15 protein-coding genes are annotated in these 15,942 nt (G+C 40.9%); all 15 read right to left on the reverse strand.

The features are described from left to right. Positions 1-1,047: a polysaccharide biosynthesis protein gene (locus tag T495_RS0107005; RefSeq protein WP_028904480.1), complete on the reverse strand. Its 1,047-nt coding sequence runs from the start codon at positions 1,045-1,047 to the stop codon at positions 1-3. A 93-nt stretch (positions 1,048-1,140) separates the two neighbouring features. Then, complete coding sequence (locus tag T495_RS0107010; RefSeq protein ID WP_033148144.1) at positions 1,141-1,557, reverse strand: WbuC family cupin fold metalloprotein; 417 nt, start codon at positions 1,555-1,557, stop codon at positions 1,141-1,143. A gap of 63 nt (positions 1,558-1,620) precedes the next feature. Then, complete coding sequence (locus T495_RS0107015; protein WP_033148145.1) at positions 1,621-2,697, reverse strand: glycosyltransferase family 4 protein; 1,077 nt, start codon at positions 2,695-2,697, stop codon at positions 1,621-1,623. A 131-nt stretch (positions 2,698-2,828) separates the two neighbouring features. Next, positions 2,829-4,784, reverse strand: coding sequence for a nucleoside-diphosphate sugar epimerase/dehydratase (locus T495_RS0107020; RefSeq protein WP_033148146.1), 1,956 nt, complete (start codon positions 4,782-4,784; stop codon positions 2,829-2,831). Positions 4,785-4,795: 11 nt separating this feature from the next. Continuing rightward, positions 4,796-5,911, reverse strand: coding sequence for a nucleotidyltransferase family protein (locus T495_RS0107025; protein WP_197020357.1), 1,116 nt, complete (start codon positions 5,909-5,911; stop codon positions 4,796-4,798). Positions 5,912-5,935: 24 nt separating this feature from the next. Next, positions 5,936-6,889 (reverse strand): Ldh family oxidoreductase, encoded by a 954-nt coding sequence (locus T495_RS0107030; protein ID WP_051651905.1) that lies wholly within the window; start codon positions 6,887-6,889, stop codon positions 5,936-5,938. A 32-nt stretch (positions 6,890-6,921) separates the two neighbouring features. Next, positions 6,922-8,085 carry a glycosyltransferase family 4 protein gene (locus T495_RS0107035; RefSeq protein ID WP_033148148.1) on the reverse strand — a complete coding sequence of 388 codons (1,164 nt, stop codon included), beginning with the start codon at positions 8,083-8,085 and terminating at the stop codon, positions 6,922-6,924. Next, positions 8,082-8,918 carry an aldolase/citrate lyase family protein gene (locus T495_RS0107040; RefSeq protein ID WP_033148149.1) on the reverse strand — a complete coding sequence of 279 codons (837 nt, stop codon included), beginning with the start codon at positions 8,916-8,918 and terminating at the stop codon, positions 8,082-8,084. Before T495_RS0107040 ends, T495_RS0107035 begins: the two co-directional genes overlap by 4 nt. A 48-nt stretch (positions 8,919-8,966) precedes the next feature. Continuing rightward, entirely contained in the window at positions 8,967-10,253 is a 1,287-nt protein-coding gene (locus T495_RS0107045) for a hypothetical protein (RefSeq protein WP_033148150.1), read from the reverse strand. Positions 10,254-10,300: 47 nt separating this feature from the next. Next, positions 10,301-11,284 carry a glycosyltransferase gene (locus T495_RS0107050; RefSeq protein ID WP_051651906.1) on the reverse strand — a complete coding sequence of 328 codons (984 nt, stop codon included), beginning with the start codon at positions 11,282-11,284 and terminating at the stop codon, positions 10,301-10,303. After that, entirely contained in the window at positions 11,281-11,934 is a 654-nt protein-coding gene (locus tag T495_RS15170) for a DUF1919 domain-containing protein (RefSeq protein WP_051651907.1), read from the reverse strand. Before T495_RS15170 ends, T495_RS0107050 begins: the two co-directional genes overlap by 4 nt. Before the next feature lie 7 nt (positions 11,935-11,941). Beyond that, positions 11,942-12,526, reverse strand: coding sequence for a serine O-acetyltransferase (locus T495_RS0107060; RefSeq protein ID WP_033148151.1), 585 nt, complete (start codon positions 12,524-12,526; stop codon positions 11,942-11,944). After that, positions 12,513-13,709, reverse strand: a complete 1,197-nt coding sequence (locus T495_RS0107065; protein ID WP_033148152.1) for a glycosyltransferase family 4 protein — start codon at positions 13,707-13,709, stop codon at positions 12,513-12,515. Before T495_RS0107065 ends, T495_RS0107060 begins: the two co-directional genes overlap by 14 nt. Continuing rightward, complete coding sequence (locus tag T495_RS0107070; protein WP_033148153.1) at positions 13,706-14,746, reverse strand: EpsG family protein; 1,041 nt, start codon at positions 14,744-14,746, stop codon at positions 13,706-13,708. Before T495_RS0107070 ends, T495_RS0107065 begins: the two co-directional genes overlap by 4 nt. After that, on the reverse strand, positions 14,737-15,933 hold the full coding sequence (locus T495_RS0107075; protein ID WP_033148154.1) for a glycosyltransferase: 1,197 nt from the start codon (positions 15,931-15,933) through the stop codon (positions 14,737-14,739). The genes T495_RS0107070 and T495_RS0107075 overlap by 10 nt, the downstream gene beginning before the upstream one ends. Between the last annotated feature and the right edge of the window lie 9 nt (positions 15,934-15,942).

Raw genomic sequence — 15,942 nt, forward strand, 5'->3', positions numbered from 1 at the left:
TTATACGAGATTCGGAATTCCATTGAGTTCATTCTGGATATACTGCAAAGAAGCGATTTTCTCTTTCGTCTCCTCCAGATTCAGAATTCGCGTGTTGTTTGAGTTAAACTCATCAATCAACGCACGCTTCACATCACCCTCCTTGAAGTACTTATCATAGTTCAAGTCACGGTTATCTGCAGGCACTGCATAGAAGTTACCCATGTCGATGGCCTTTGCAGCCTCTTCCTTGGTCAGCAACGTCTCATACATCTTCTCACCATGACGAATACCAATCACCTTGATTTCCTCCTTCTTGCCACCAAACAGCTCACAAACAGCCTCAGCCTGAGTCTGAATCGTGCAAGCGGGTGCTTTCTGAACCAAGATGTCACCATTCTTACCGTTCTCGAAGGCAAAGAGCACCAAATCTACAGCCTCTTCGAGAGACATGATGAATCGAGTCATCTTAGGCTCGGTCAGTGTGATAGGATTACCCTTACGAATCTGGTCAATCCAGAGAGGAATCACACTACCACGGCTGCACATCACATTTCCATAACGAGTGCAACAGATTTTGGTGTCACCACTCAGACGACTCTTAGCCACAGCAATCTTCTCCTCAATAGCCTTGGTGATACCCATTGCATTGATAGGATATGCAGCCTTATCGGTTGAAAGGCAAATCACGCACTTTACGCCTGCGTCAATAGCAGCATCAAGTGTATTGTCCGTACCAATCACATTAGTTTTCACGGCTTCCATGGGGAAGAACTCACAAGAGGGTACCTGCTTCAAGGCAGCTGCATGGAACACATAGTCCACACCCTTCATCGCGTACTTCAGTGTGCTCTTGTTGCGCACGTCACCGATATAGAACTTAATCTTGTTGGCCACCTCTGGCATACGCGCCTGGAAGTCGTGACGCATATCATCCTGCTTCTTCTCGTCGCGCGAGAAGATACGAATCTCCCCGATATCCGTTCTCAGAAAGCGGTTCAACACTGCATTTCCAAAGCTGCCAGTACCACCGGTAATAAGCAGCGTTTTTCCTTCAAATACACTCATTTTTATTTATTTTTTAATACAATTTCCATTAATATAATCCAGTTTTAACTCTTTTAAGCGAGGAACGACATCTTCCATCAGCCCTCAGACTTCTTACATCTCACGGTACGTTTCACTCCCATCCTCACCGTACTTTCCATCCTTCCCTTCATATATCACCGATGGCTCAATCACCTCCACCGTATGCCACACACCTTTCGGCACCTGGCAGCCGTAGGCGCCATCCTCGGGGCACAGATGGATGCGCTCCGCCTCCTTCAGCGTCACCTTGCCATCCTCAGAAGTCACCTCCTCATACAGCACCTCATCCAGTCTACCCTTAATGAGGATCACGTTCTCATTACTCATCGGATGCCTGTGGATAGCCACTTCCGTTCCTGGCAGCATGGCATTCAGCATACGCTGCGAGCCATCCTCTGCCGATGTCCTCAGGTCCAGGTTTGTCCTCAGCCGAGGATTCCCCTTCGCCTCTTCAAACAGTTTGTCCAGTAATTCTTGGTTAATTGTCATTTTTGTAAAGTGTATAGTGGATAGTTTATTGTTTAAAAATACTCATACGGTCTTCAGCCGTGATTATTGCTTCTTCAAAGACGCCAGATACTCCTCATGCAGATGGTAGTACTTCTTCTTAAACCAAATATACGCCACCACGAACACCGCTGCCACAGCCACCAGATAAATCCAGTGCGCAGCCACTGTATTGGGGCAGAGGTAGATGAATCCCAGCGACACCGCCAACTGCAGCACCATATACAGCAGCGAAATCTTCACATGTCCTATCTTCAGCTCATTCGCCATCAGCTGGTAGGCATGCTTTCGGTGCGCCTCCCCCAGATTCTCATGCAGCATAACACGGTGACACACTGTCAATATACCATCAGCACCATATATCATCAGAAACGCCAGATACGACAAGTCCTCCGTCTGCACTATCAGCTTTCCAAGGGCGAAAAGCATGATAAAAGCTATTCCTATGCTCCCCACATCCCCTGCAAAGCACTTCGCTTTCCCTTTCGGGCGGAAGTTAAAGATGCAGAACACGAGCACCCCGATGATAGCCACGATGAGATAACTCGGTTCTATAAACTCCTCAACTTTCAACTGACTATCAACTATTAGCAATGGCACCAGTATCGCCAGAGCATAGCCTGCCGTGATGCCGTTGATACCATCCATAAAGTTGATGATATTCATACCACCAACATATACGATGAGCGCAGCTACAATTATCAACCCCATCAACACATAACTCATCAACTGACTATCAACATTCAACCCTAAACTCTCAACTGAGAATAGGCCCATACTCCAGAACATCAGCGCCATCGCCACGAATTGAGCCACCAGTCTCACCGTGTCCGGCAGCGACTGCACATCGTCCCAGAAGCTCACCCCGCTGATAAGCACAAGTCCACACATAAACGGCAAATACTCTTGAACTATTAAACTATTGCCCCCTTGAACTACAATCATCCATCCAAACCAAATTACCATCGATATGGCAAATATCACACCACCTCCTCGCAACACAATGGTCGAGTGCGATGACCTTTCATTCGGTTTGTCGATGATGTTGCACTTATCTGCAATCTTAAAGTAAGCTAGCTCCAAGGCAAGCAGCACGGCTGCTATGATAATGTATTCAATCATATATATATATATATATTATTAAACCATAAACCAAAAGTGCCCATGGAAAAGACACCTTGCGTTGTCATCCATGAAAATCTTTGAGCGCTTTAGTATATTGTTCTTAATTCTTGTTTTAACGCACACATTTATCACTTGTCCAGTTTCTCATACACTGAGTTGTTGCTCTTATACTCTGGCACGATCTCCTTCATCTTCTTCACGGTGGCCATGTTGTCGAACTGCTTGGCGATTTCTACCAGTTCGTCAATGTCCTTCTCCACCTGTTCATAGTCGTACTCTCGCACTTGAGCAATACGGATCTTCTCATGGAATGTGGGTTTAGTGCCTTCGAGTTCGTTCAACACTTCCTCATACAACTTCTCACCCTCGCGCAAACCTGTATATTTAATCTCTATATTCTTAGCACCAGACAATGCAATCATTCTTTTTGCCAAGTCTGCTATCTTCACCGGTTCGCCCATGTCAAAGACAAATATTTCTCCACCATTGCCCATCGTTCCAGCTTCAAGTACCAGTTTGCATGCTTCTGGTATTAGCATAAAGAATCTCACAATTCTTTCATCTGTCACTGTCACAGGACCACCATTCTTAATCTGTTGCTTAAACAGTGGAATAACGGAGCCATTCGAACCTAGTACATTTCCAAAGCGTGTAGTCACAAACTGTGTATAGTCAGTAGATGAAGAGCCTTTTTCTTTTGCTTCCTTTGCTAATTTCTTAGCCAAGCTTTGGACATAGATCTCGCAGATACGCTTAGAGCACCCCATCACATTTGTGGGATTCACTGCTTTGTCTGTAGAAATCATGACGAACTTTTTTACGCCATACTTCACACTCATATCTGCTATCACCTTCGTACCATAAATATTGTTCATCACCGCCTCGCTGGGGTTGTTCTCCATCATAGGCACGTGCTTGTAGGCAGCAGCATGGAACACATATTCAGGCCTGAACGAATCGAAGATATACTCCATCCTCGTTCTGCGACTGATGCTAGTCACCACCACCTCACAAGGCACCTCGGGGAAATCCCTCGCCATCATCAGTTCAATGTCATGTTGTGGAGTCTCAGCTTGGTCGATGAGCATCATCTTGGCGGGCTTGAACGTTGCCACTTGCCTTACCATTTCTGAACCGATGCTACCTGCAGCTCCTGTTATCAGCACGCGTTTGCCTGCCAGCAGGTCACCAACCGACTTCATGTCCACCTTGATTTCCTGACGAGGAAGCAAGTCTTCCACACTCACCTCGTGCAGTTGCAGCTGTTCGTCCGTCAGTTTACCGTCCTGGACACTGCTCTCCTGAATCTCGTGTGCCATAAAAATCTTACAGCCTGCGTTAATCAGGAGGTCCTGCAGTTCCTGGTTCTGTCGGAAGTTGTTGATGCGGAAAGGGCTTACCAGTACGGCCTGAATTCGTTCCGTCCGAATCGCCTCCGCAATGTCACCATCGAGCGTATAGACCTTCACGCCCAACAGCTTCATGCTCTTGATGCGAGGTTCGTGCGAGATGAATCCCGCAAGTTCAAACTGCTGCGGGCTCTGCGTGCGGATAAACTGAGCCAGTCCCACGCCACCCGTCAGCGCACCGTAAATCAGCACACGCATAGCTGGAGTATCCTCTTTCGACGAGTCGTAGAGAATCCTCACCACCAGTCTCGATGCCCACATCAATGCCGATGAGATAGTGAATACTACGATGGTCTCCAGCGGCTTGATGGCGCACAGCCATTCTACCCCTGTCCATCGGAACAGGTAGTAGCTTGCCACTGCCAGCACCAGCGTTGTCAGGTTGGCGTATGCCAGCTTGGCCAAGTCGATGGAACTGGAGTAACGTAATACACCTGAATAGGTCTTGAACACCTTTGCACCCACCCAGCTCAATGCCGCAAACAGCAGAGCCGTATAGAGCATAGAAAAGCGGTTCTCAAACGCCATCATAGTTCGGTTTGTCACCCAATAGGTGAACACCGCAGAGATGAACACTATGGCGGTGTCCATCAAAAGAATCACCCAATATGGTAAAACATTCTTTCCGAAGTACCATTGGGATATCTTCTTAATAAAAGAATATCTATTCGCCATATATGCCAAAATTAAAATGGGACGAATCTGAGTTTAGCCTTTACTTTCCATATAGGATAGGCTATAATCTTCTCTTTCCCGTATTTGAAGACTTTTATCAATCGTTTGAACAAAGCCCAGAATGAATATATATTCCCAAAGAAACCTTTGTCAAAGGAGCGGTGTTTCATTGATTCGCTCGACTGCCCAAAGTTTCCTACAGCCATTATATCACTAAACAAAAACTGAACATCTTCTTTTTTGTATTGCCTCATCCACTCAGGGGCATTTATATCTAATGCCAGATATTCTTTTGCGAAACCATAGAAAGAAACCCATGCAAGCGTTGCCCTAACATCTTTTAGATACTGTTGAATTTTGTCCCAATCAATCTCTGCACAATGGCGATGAAGGAAAAGCGTCCAATCACATATCTGTCTAAGCCCGATTCCCGTTTGCACAAAATGATGATGTATGTGCATGAATATAAAAAAAGCATTATATGTAGGATTCGGCTGTCCAATTTCTTGCCCTTCCAATATAAAACTTCTTGGTTCACGCCACTCTTCAGCTCTATTAATACGTTGTAGTGGTTGATTAATGATGGGACTATAATAATGCAATGCCATTTTGTGACATTCCACAGGTGTATCATGCCACATAAAATGAAGATCCTTTCGTGTTTCCTTTTCTATTGCAATTCCGTCTTCCTTAAGAATGTTTTTAACTGCTTCATATTGATCCAAGCCTACGAACAAATCAATATCTCCACTATTCCTGTGCAATGGGTTCCGATATAATGAAGCACACCCCTGTCCTTTTAGAAGGAGTGTTCTTATGCCTTTATCATGAAAATAGCTTTCAAGCGTCTTCAGATTCTCATTTAATACGTGATTGTTGTTTTCTATTATAAAAACTTCACCCATCCAGGTCAGCAAGTCAATCTTGGGAGGTGTTATATTCTTTCCGTCCTTATCTTTCAGCGCCTCAATTCCGTCAAACACGACAGCAGATACAGACTGCTCATCTGCATATTGATATATTACCCCCCAATCAACATCTTTTGTAAACGACGACGCATCGGCCTCATTGCCCCATAAGCCTGAACGCAATAATTCAAAGAATTGAAGTTCGGCTTTCACCTGCATATTTTTGGTCAGATAAACCATGTATTACTGTTCTCTATTAAAATATGCCAGACGATCATCTCCAGGGAGACAAATAGGCCCTGACCCGTTCCTCTCAGAATTACGCAATAAGCTGACATATTCTTTTATAGCGGTATCATACTCATCCCCCATTATCAATCTTGGCTCTATAGCAATACAACAGAATCCGACATTCATACCCTTATTATCTGAAGAGTAGAACCGACCAACTTTGTTTAAGAAGGCAGCACCAGACACCAGACCGGAAATCAAATCAATTAACATCGCAATACCATAACCTTTGAAACCAGCCATAGGCAACACTAATCCTTTCATTCCTTCTTCCGGGTCATTTGTTGGGTTTCCATTCTCATCTAATGCCCAACCATCAGGTAGCTTTTTCCCATCTTCTTTGTATTGTTTGAATTTGCTTTTCGCAACGACACTTGTTGCCATATCGATGATAATGGGGTCGCCATCTGGCACCGGAATAACTGCGGAGAACGGATTTGTTCCCAACATTTTCTCCTTTCCCCCAAATGGAGCCATCTGTGCAGGGCTATTAGAGAATAGAATACCTATACATCCACTCTCTGCCGCTTTTAACGGATAGTAAAAAGCTGGTCCTACAGTGTTGTTATTCTTACTAAACACATGGTACACGCCAACTTTTTTTGCCCGCTCAACTGCATAACTCATACAAAAAGTGGCTGATACTGGCCCAAAACCATTATCTCCATCAATCAAAGCAAAACTTGGTGACTCACGCACAATGGATAGAGAAGGATTTAAGTTATACCCCCCTCTTTTTATTTTCTCCACATGAGATGGCAAGACATTGATACCATGAGAGGTAACACCATAAGCATCTGCTGTAGCGAAACAGTCGGCAACTACTTCAGCTTGTTCCGCAGGCAAAGAAGCCGCAACAAGTTCTCTAATTATAGATTCTTTTTCTTCTAAATATTCCTTTCTCATTTCGTTTTCAAATTAACCGCTTTACGAAGGGCTTATACACCTAACGTGCTGTTTAAATCTTTCAATATATTATTCAGCATAATTGCACGGTCAAAATACTTTTCCGCCCTCATACGCCCTTGAAGTGACAAAGATTCACGTAAAGAGCTATCGCTATAGAGCAGTTCCATCTTATCACACAAATCAACAGAATCATGGTCTTTCACCAATAGGCCTGATACACCATTTTCAACAACTTCAGATGGGCCTGGTACATCTGTAGTTATAATTGGAAGTCTAACGCCCATAGCCTCTTGCAAAACTTTACCAAAGCCTTCACGATAGGTAGGGTGCGTAAGTACATCAAACATGGCCATGTGTGCGTACACCTCATTGGGGGGCACATTGCCTGTAAAACAAATATGGCTGTTTTCCTTAGCGATACGCATATTCTCTTCGCTAATGGGATTTGTGTCATCAATCATACCCACCAATGCAAGGTATATGTCATCGTGTTTTTTCTGCAATTCCAAAAATGCAGTAATAAGTTCATTGATACCCTTATCCGCATTTACTCTACCCACATATCCGAAAAGGAATCCTTTAACTGGAATGCCATATTTATCCCTCAGTCTCAATTTTGCTTCGTTAGCATTAAAACTGTCGCACTCCTTTAGTGACACACCTGTAGTTCCACCTATGCCAACCACGGAAATTTTCTCGGCAGGGCACAAACCTTCATCTATTGCAAATTGACGATTAAGTGGACTTTGACCACGTATTGTAGTTGAAAAGGAACAGGTTAATTGTTCAATAAACTTGAATAAAGAACGCTTTTTCCCTTTAAAAGAAACATATCTTAAACCACACTGATTATAAAATCGACATTTTACACCTGCAAGCCAACCGGCAACAGATGCATATAACGATACGTTGGGAGAAGTGTAATATATCACGTCAAACTTCTCTCGGCGAAAGAGTTTGTATAGTTGGATTGGCACCTTGATGATGTCATGGAGACTTGCCCCTCTACTCATTGGTATATTGATACACTTGGCATAATCGCTATTTCTCTCGGCAAATCCTTCTTCCATATTACAGATAAGAGTAACGTCATAGCCATTATTTGACAAATTGCGCATCGAATCAACTACGAACCAATCCATAGTCTTTGAAATAGTCGTCAAAGCACAAATCTTTATCTTTTTCTCTATCATAATGTTTTTGTTATTTCGTTGACTAACTTCACAACTTCCTGACGGTTTTGTTCAAACTGGTCTTTTGTACACTTTGAAAAACAATCCTCGGCTTCTCGTATCCGTTTTACTTCAGTTTTAAAGAGCTGGTTTATCAAAGCAATATCATCTATCTTGTTAACGTCACAGAAAGCCCTAGATAAGATAGCCATCGAAGATCCGACTCTGTAGTGTTCCATAATGATTTTCTCAGCAGGAAGAACACCATGGCCAAGGCGTGCAATACCCCCAAAGCCGTATGGCTTTCCTGAAGGTCTTATAATATTACATAGTCTGTCAACAGAGCCGTCAGCAAGCAGTTCAAACATAAAACGCATACCCTTGGCAAGATGTAAGTCATTAAGACCAATATGAATCTCATCAACTTCCTTAATTTTTACCACTTCCGACATAATTGAAGCAGCCTCAACAGTTTCTGCCAGCAGTAATGTGGTAGCACGGCCATCAACAGCCTTTAAAAACCGCTCAACATCATCCATGGTCTTATACATTGGCAACATCAAGATGTCCGCGCCACAATAAATTGCACGGCTCACTTCATCTTCCGTGTTGCAATAATCAAGTATAGCGTTATGTATCGGATTAACTCGAACTTGCAATTTGGCAGCTGAAATAGAGGATCTAATTGCCTTTATATCTTCGAAGGTATGGTGATTCTGTACGGTATCTAAGCCTCCTTGTCTAAGGTCTTTACCGATATATTCCATATCGATAAAAATCCTGTCCACCCCTGCTTCTTCTGCAATTCTTGCGACCTCGGGGCGGTTCGTAATATACATTAGTTTTAATGCCATTATATTATTGTCTATTTTGAAAATATCGTCATATCATTATATTGATCCTTAATACTCAACCACATCATTCTTCAACTTGTTGATGATGGTTGTTCCATCATGATTTCGTTTCCCACAATCATAAGACTTTTTGGCATACTCTACTATCAAAGACGGTGTTTCCACCAGTTGATTGAGTACATCTGCTATCTGATTTGTGGTACTACTAACAAAACCAGCATCCTCCTCTCTAATATATGATATGGGGCCAAGATCAGCGTTACCTATACCCCATACACACTTCCCTGCGGCAAAATAGTCGGTTAATTTTGTCGAGAACGACAATCTTGCCGTCAAATCCTCATCGGTCAGCGATTCAACAAACAATAGAATATCTGCTCCCTTCTGTAATTCAAACACTTGATTTTGAGGAACTGGATCATGCAACACGCAACACCCAGAGATATCTATTTGCTTCTTCATCTTTTCAGAAAGTAATGTATTAGTATAGATATCCAATATAACCTTCTGGCCATTTGTATTGATTTCCTTTATTGCTGCTACCACTTTAGCAATTGTTTGATCACGCCCAATCACCAACTTACCTGTGTATAGCATCTTAATCGGCTCACTTACTTTGTATGGAATAAATGGATCCAGATTAAAAATGGGTTTTGTTATCACTATACTGTTCACACCGAACTCTGCATCACATTCACTCTTCATCTTCTGGCTAATCGCAAGTATTTTTGTACATTTACCAACTAATCTACGAGCCATGCGTCTTTGGAAAAACCTCTCAATTTTAAAAAATAAGCTATACGGTCGTTGCTTATATGTAAAATTGTCATCCCAAAAGAATCCGATTACAGTTTTCGGCTTGTATGTATCAATTAAGTATTCGTTGAGCCTATTGAAGTACGGATAGTTTTCTATCGCAAATGCTAAAACTTCCGGTTTATAATCCTTCATGAATTCATCCAATTCTTTGGACTTCCAGTGCCCAAAGAACCAAGCAAATTCGCGCAACCACATAAAAAAGCGCCATCTATGTTTCATAAAGAACCTAACCCTCTTTTGATCTTTCTGATACGACTGTACAAGTTTACTGTTTTTGGTATATTCTTTAACCGACACTTCACAGCCAGTTTGAATATTTCTTTTAAACACACTTTTTACAACATTACGTTCAGAAATGTTGAAATAGCGCGATGCGACCTTAGAATCTGGCAATTCAGGATTAATGAACAAGTTTGCCACATCTTCAGGTTCTGCGAAATCAAATAATGTTGTCCATGTATTTGAACCATTTTGATTCCATGAAGGTATTGATGTTATAAGAATACGTTTCCCCATTGTTTAGATAGTAATCGTTAAAAGAGTTACAAATTACTCCTTAATGCTTATGTTTTTTTAAATCTAATATCTAAAACCTTTTTCCACACAAAAGAGGGCATATACTTCATCAACCAAAGTACAAGTTTATTTCGCCCCATCTGAGAATTTTGCATATAACTACCATAACTCGTCATCAACGAATCGAATAATTCCTTGGCATGAATCCCGTTCTCATCAATCTCTGAATGTCTTAGCAAGCTGTGCAATATATAGAATTGCTTTGAACACAATATCTTTTGGACCTCTGGGTAACGTTCGGGATAGCGTTTCCTAAGCAATTCACAGATATTGCTCTGTATTGTAACCAGTGCAATCTTATTGAGGTTGAAAGTCGCTGTCATCGTACTCCCTTCTCTATTTAAATAGTTATAATAAGGAGTATCAATACAGACTATTCTTGTAGCCTCAGACACTGTCTTGAAGATGTACTCGTCGTCCTCATATGCCCGAACAGGAGAAAACCTATATTTTTGCGCAATATCTCGTTTGAATAATTTACAACAGACACTGGTATTCAAATGCCCACCTTGGGATTGAATCAGTTCATCCAATCCCCGTTCAGAAGTATATACTTCCTTGAAAGGTTCTGAGAACGGACATTCTTTTGTCCCATCGGTTTCCACTTTATACCATCCGCACTGAACGATATCTGCATCCTCCTTAAATGATACGTCTAAAAGACTTTGGTACATCACAGGTTCTATCCAATCGTCTCCGTCGATAAAACCAATATAGTCACCTTGCGCAATATCTAATGCAGCGTTACGCGCAGTAGACTGTCCTCCATTAGCCTTATGGACGACCTTTACTCTGTCATCTTTTTTTGCATAATCATCACAAATCGCTCCGCATGAATCTGGAGAGCCATCATCCACTAAAATGAGCTCCAGATTCTTGTACGTTTGAGCCAATATGCTGTCCACACATTTGTGAAGGTAAGTTTCCACCTTATATGCGGCAATGATTACGCTAATTGTTGGTTCAATCATAAAGAATTTAATATATTTTTCCAATCTAAAGATGAAATAATTATCTCTGGCTTCCAAGATGCATTCCCATTATCCTCGTCTAATGGAACATTTGGAATAAACTTAGAATGAGATACGTTATAATCGTTCATTGTTAAGCAAACCCCAGTATACTCCTTTTTCTCAATTGTTTCCGAAAACTGCTGTACATGTCCTTGCTTCATGAGTTCAGTTTCAGTCAATAGAAAGAACAATTTATTATAATTAATCCTTGATGCACGCCTATACCATTTACTAAGAGCCTCTTCTGGATCATGATAATGCAAGAAATACACTTCGACATCATCAATTAAACCAACAGGATGATTAATGATTCTTCCTTCTTTATATAAACTAGACTTTTGCGGATCTATAAGGTGAACTTTTTGTTTAAAGTAATACTCAGGGATTTGCATGAGTTTTATATAATCACTCGTAGTGAAATACAGCCCTTCTGTTGGAGTATTATATGGTATACCATAATACTGGTACACATAACCACCTGTGCAATTGTTACTGATTATGGAAAAATCCTTACTATATAACCCTATCCTTCGATAAAACTTAAACATCCGTTGAAGCCTATGATAATGAGGCTTTAATGCATTTTTAACGCCGTTTATTTTACTCATACTTACATTAATATTGATTCTTGATCTTTTCAGTTGCCTTAACTAAATAACCTTCAGAACCCCTCTGTGAGATAATCTTTGCCGGAACGCCACCCACTGTCACGTTTGGAGTGAGTATATCTTTTGTTACGACAGCATTAGCCCCTATAGCAATACCATCTGCAATTTTTACATCACCAACAATAGCGGCTCCGAAACCGATAAACACATTATCCCCTATTGTTGGCACCTTATCGTCCTCTGTTGCTCCAATGACAACACTTCCAATGATATGACAATTGCACCCAATCTTAGCAATCTGGTTGATGACTATATTTCCATAATGTTCCAGACTAAGACCTGGACCGCATGTATTAAATCCAATGGAGAATCCGAGCTGATGACTCAAACACACATAACGATATTTTAGCCATTTTCCATAAAGCCGACCAATCATGTCATGCCGGCAGTTCTCAAAGTATTCACACTTCCTAAGCAAACGCTCAAAAATCCAAATTATATCATGTTTGTATCGTGGCCATTTTGTCGTTTTGCGTAGGGCTAATTTATCGCACTCTAAATAATAGAGATAATCTTTCTTAGACTGTATCATCTTTAAACCAATTATTACTTAATAATGCCGCCTTGCTCATCGGACCATAATCATATATTGGGATGTCAGTACCAGCTTTCAGAGCTTTAATCACTTCATACAACCGATTGGCCCCAACATTTGCATTCCATAGGTTCCCCATTGTTTCAACGGCGTTACGTGCTAGTCTCGTCCTTAACTCTTCCGATTCAATTAGCTTCTTTACATTACGGAAGAGAGACTCCTTGTTGCTATTTTCATATATCAAAGCGTTTTCATTATGTTTGACAAGGAATGGTGTGGCACCGATACCATGACTCGTTACAACAGCGCAGCCCGAGGCCATTGCCTCACCAAGGACGGCCCCCCAGCCTTCATTAAAGTCACTTGTGAACAAGTATATGTTAGCGTCCTCCATGTAGGAGCGGACTTCTTGGGGCTTCATTACACCTAAGAAATGGACGATTGCTGTGAGATCCTTTTCTTTAACCTCTTGTTCCAAGGCTTCTTCCATTTCTCCTGTCCCAATGATGTTCAATTCAAATTTATATCCTTGATGTTTTAATTTTGCTGCCACTTGAATAGCCTGTTCAGGGTGTTTTAATCCAATTAATCTGCCAACCCAAAGAATGGAAACGCCCTGCGGGTGTTTCAACCTTTTAGACTCCAATAACGCATCAACGGAATCAAAATTCTTCACCTCGATGAAATGCCCCCACCTAAAGTATTTCCCTCGGAATGCATGTATCTTGTGACAATCGAGTGCTGTATATCCACTTGCGCAAAGCATATAGAAATTGCTCTTATTTCCGGGGATAATAAAACGCTTCAGGACATTGAAGAAAGTAGGAGGGTACAACATGTGCCACAAACCGTTCCTAAAAAGCCGCTCAGCGTAAAAGAAAGTGAGTTTGTTCTCCCTTACACGTTCTGCGATAAACTCGTATGGAGCGCTTCCAAGAATAAGCACGTCAGCCCTTGAGCACGACTTAAGTGCCTTTTCATACTCGCCATTACTTCCATAAGAGCATGTACAATAGGATAAAGAGTTAATATCAATACTCCATCCAAGATTTACACGCTCTTCATCCATTTGCATGGTCTGGATGAAATGAAATTCAACTCCTGGCTTTTTACTTATTTCATCACAAAAGAACTTTTCATGATGGTTAATGTAGTTTGAAACAAAAACAATTTTTATCATTGCCAATAAAATGTAAAGTTATTCAATGCTTCTGATGGAGAAATACGATGAACAAACAAAAATGTTGCCAACAATACAGCTACTAACACAAAAGACCATCTGTTATTATTAGACCGCGTACTAATATATTGTTCAAGCGCTACATATGTAAAAGGCATATAATACAATGACACTCTTTCAACCGTACGACTGACAAGCCTAACCACCCAAAGCGTTAGGGAAACATAATTGGCATTAAGCAATAAAACATTTGTAGCTTTTTTATTTATTATTACTAATCTATTCTTTAAACATAACACAGAGATAATTAAGACGACTAACATAAAAAGTATACCGTTACCCGTACTCTCTATGCCATAATCATAGTTAAGTGCATCAGCAGCTGTCAATAATAGTGGTTCAGCAAAAATAAGCGCTCCCAGCATTATACCAAATGCAAGCAACATGTTTAATTTTGTAACTCTCAAATTCATTATCCAGTACATCGGTAAGAATAATAGAGCAGACTTATGAAATAAATACGCCAAAATAACAATAGCAAAATAAGGAATTAATTTCTTGTTTTGAATAAATGGAAGAGTATATAATAATATAGATATTGACAACGTTTGTCTAATACCAGATAAAGCGAACTGAAAAAAACCCATAGTTACGAAAAAGTACAAAGCTAAAGAATGATTAGTCGCAGTCCGTTTAATGAAAATGAACAATGAAACACATACAATCAGCGATGAAAAAATAAAAAGGGCCTGCGTTGAGCCAAAACATTTATACAAAACAATAGAGAACAACTGAAATCCGAACTCAATTCGACTCGTTTTATCCACACTTCCAAGGTCTGCCATATTCAAATATAACGAAGTATAGCTTGCCGTATCAGCTCCAACTGATTCTGATCTGAATGACAACAAACAGAAAACGGGTAACAATGCTACAACTAATAGCCACTTCTGTTTCTTCGATGACATTTTTGGACTAAAGGCCCATGCACATATCAATATGATAGCAAGCATGAAATAATAAGGAATCATTCCCATATTTTTTCGTAGATTTTAAGATATGATTGAAAGCACAAGTTCTCATCATGCCTACAACGAGCTAACCGACTTATTCTTTCAGAGTTATATTTCAATGGATTATTATAAATATCTAAAACCGCTTTATATAGGCCATTTACGTCACCTTGTCTCACTACAACCCCCATATCCTCAGGCACTGACTCTGGACTTCCACCTGTTCTATACGTAATTACTGGTGTTCCGCAAGTTTCAGCTTCAAGGTTTACGGTAGGGTAGTTATCTTCATAAGTTGGATTTACGAGTACTAAAGCCCCTGAATAGAGCTGTGCCAATTCTTCAACTGAGTCTACACGCTCTTTCCCAATTATAGATTTTGGGAGTCTTGATAATTGTTTTATAGTCAGTCCAATCAATACCATATCAATTATGTCTGGTAGTAATTTTCTCAATTTCATCATGTCATCCAGCCCTTTCCTTTTTGCCCATGCTGGTGCCACTCCCAGCACATAGACTTTACCATTACACGCTGGTTCTGTTTTTTTCCAAATGCAAAAATTCGAGATATTAATACCGTTATGAACAACTTCAATTTTAGTGTTTTCAAAATAAGAATCACGCAACAATCCTCCGAGCCACTCAGAGCAAGGTACCATAACAAGGCGTTCACCTAATGAAGTAAATAGCTCTTTCTTCTTATGCCAATTTTTTTTACTATGATCAACAAAGAAAGACATTGGATAGGACCTATATTGCTGGCAATCGCGACATCCATCTTTCCAGCGCAAGCATTGAACAGTATCAAAATAAGCGCAATGCCCAGTAAAAGGCCAACAATCATGCAACGTCCAAACTACCTTGCATGTTGAATGCTGTAACCACTTAAAGAGCATGGGATAATTCACATAATTACCATGAAGGTTGTGCAGATGTACCACATCAGGTTGTATATCATCCATCCATCTGAGCAATTTTTTTGTTTCCAGTTGTGAAAAAAGCCCTTGCCCATCAGTAAAACGTGATAACACATTGTGGCATATTGCCTCAAAGCGATTTACAATACGAAAATGATGTCTATCTTCTACATTCCCATAACCAAAGGCGACATAAGAAACATGACCTGCGTTTTGCAGGACATTGTCAATTCCCGCTACTATACGTCCCGTACTACCAATGTTATATGTCGTATTAATTTGAAGAACCTTCATATCTGCCTT

The organism is Prevotella sp. P6B1 (assembly GCF_000702825.1).
Taxonomy (GTDB): domain Bacteria; phylum Bacteroidota; class Bacteroidia; order Bacteroidales; family Bacteroidaceae; genus Prevotella.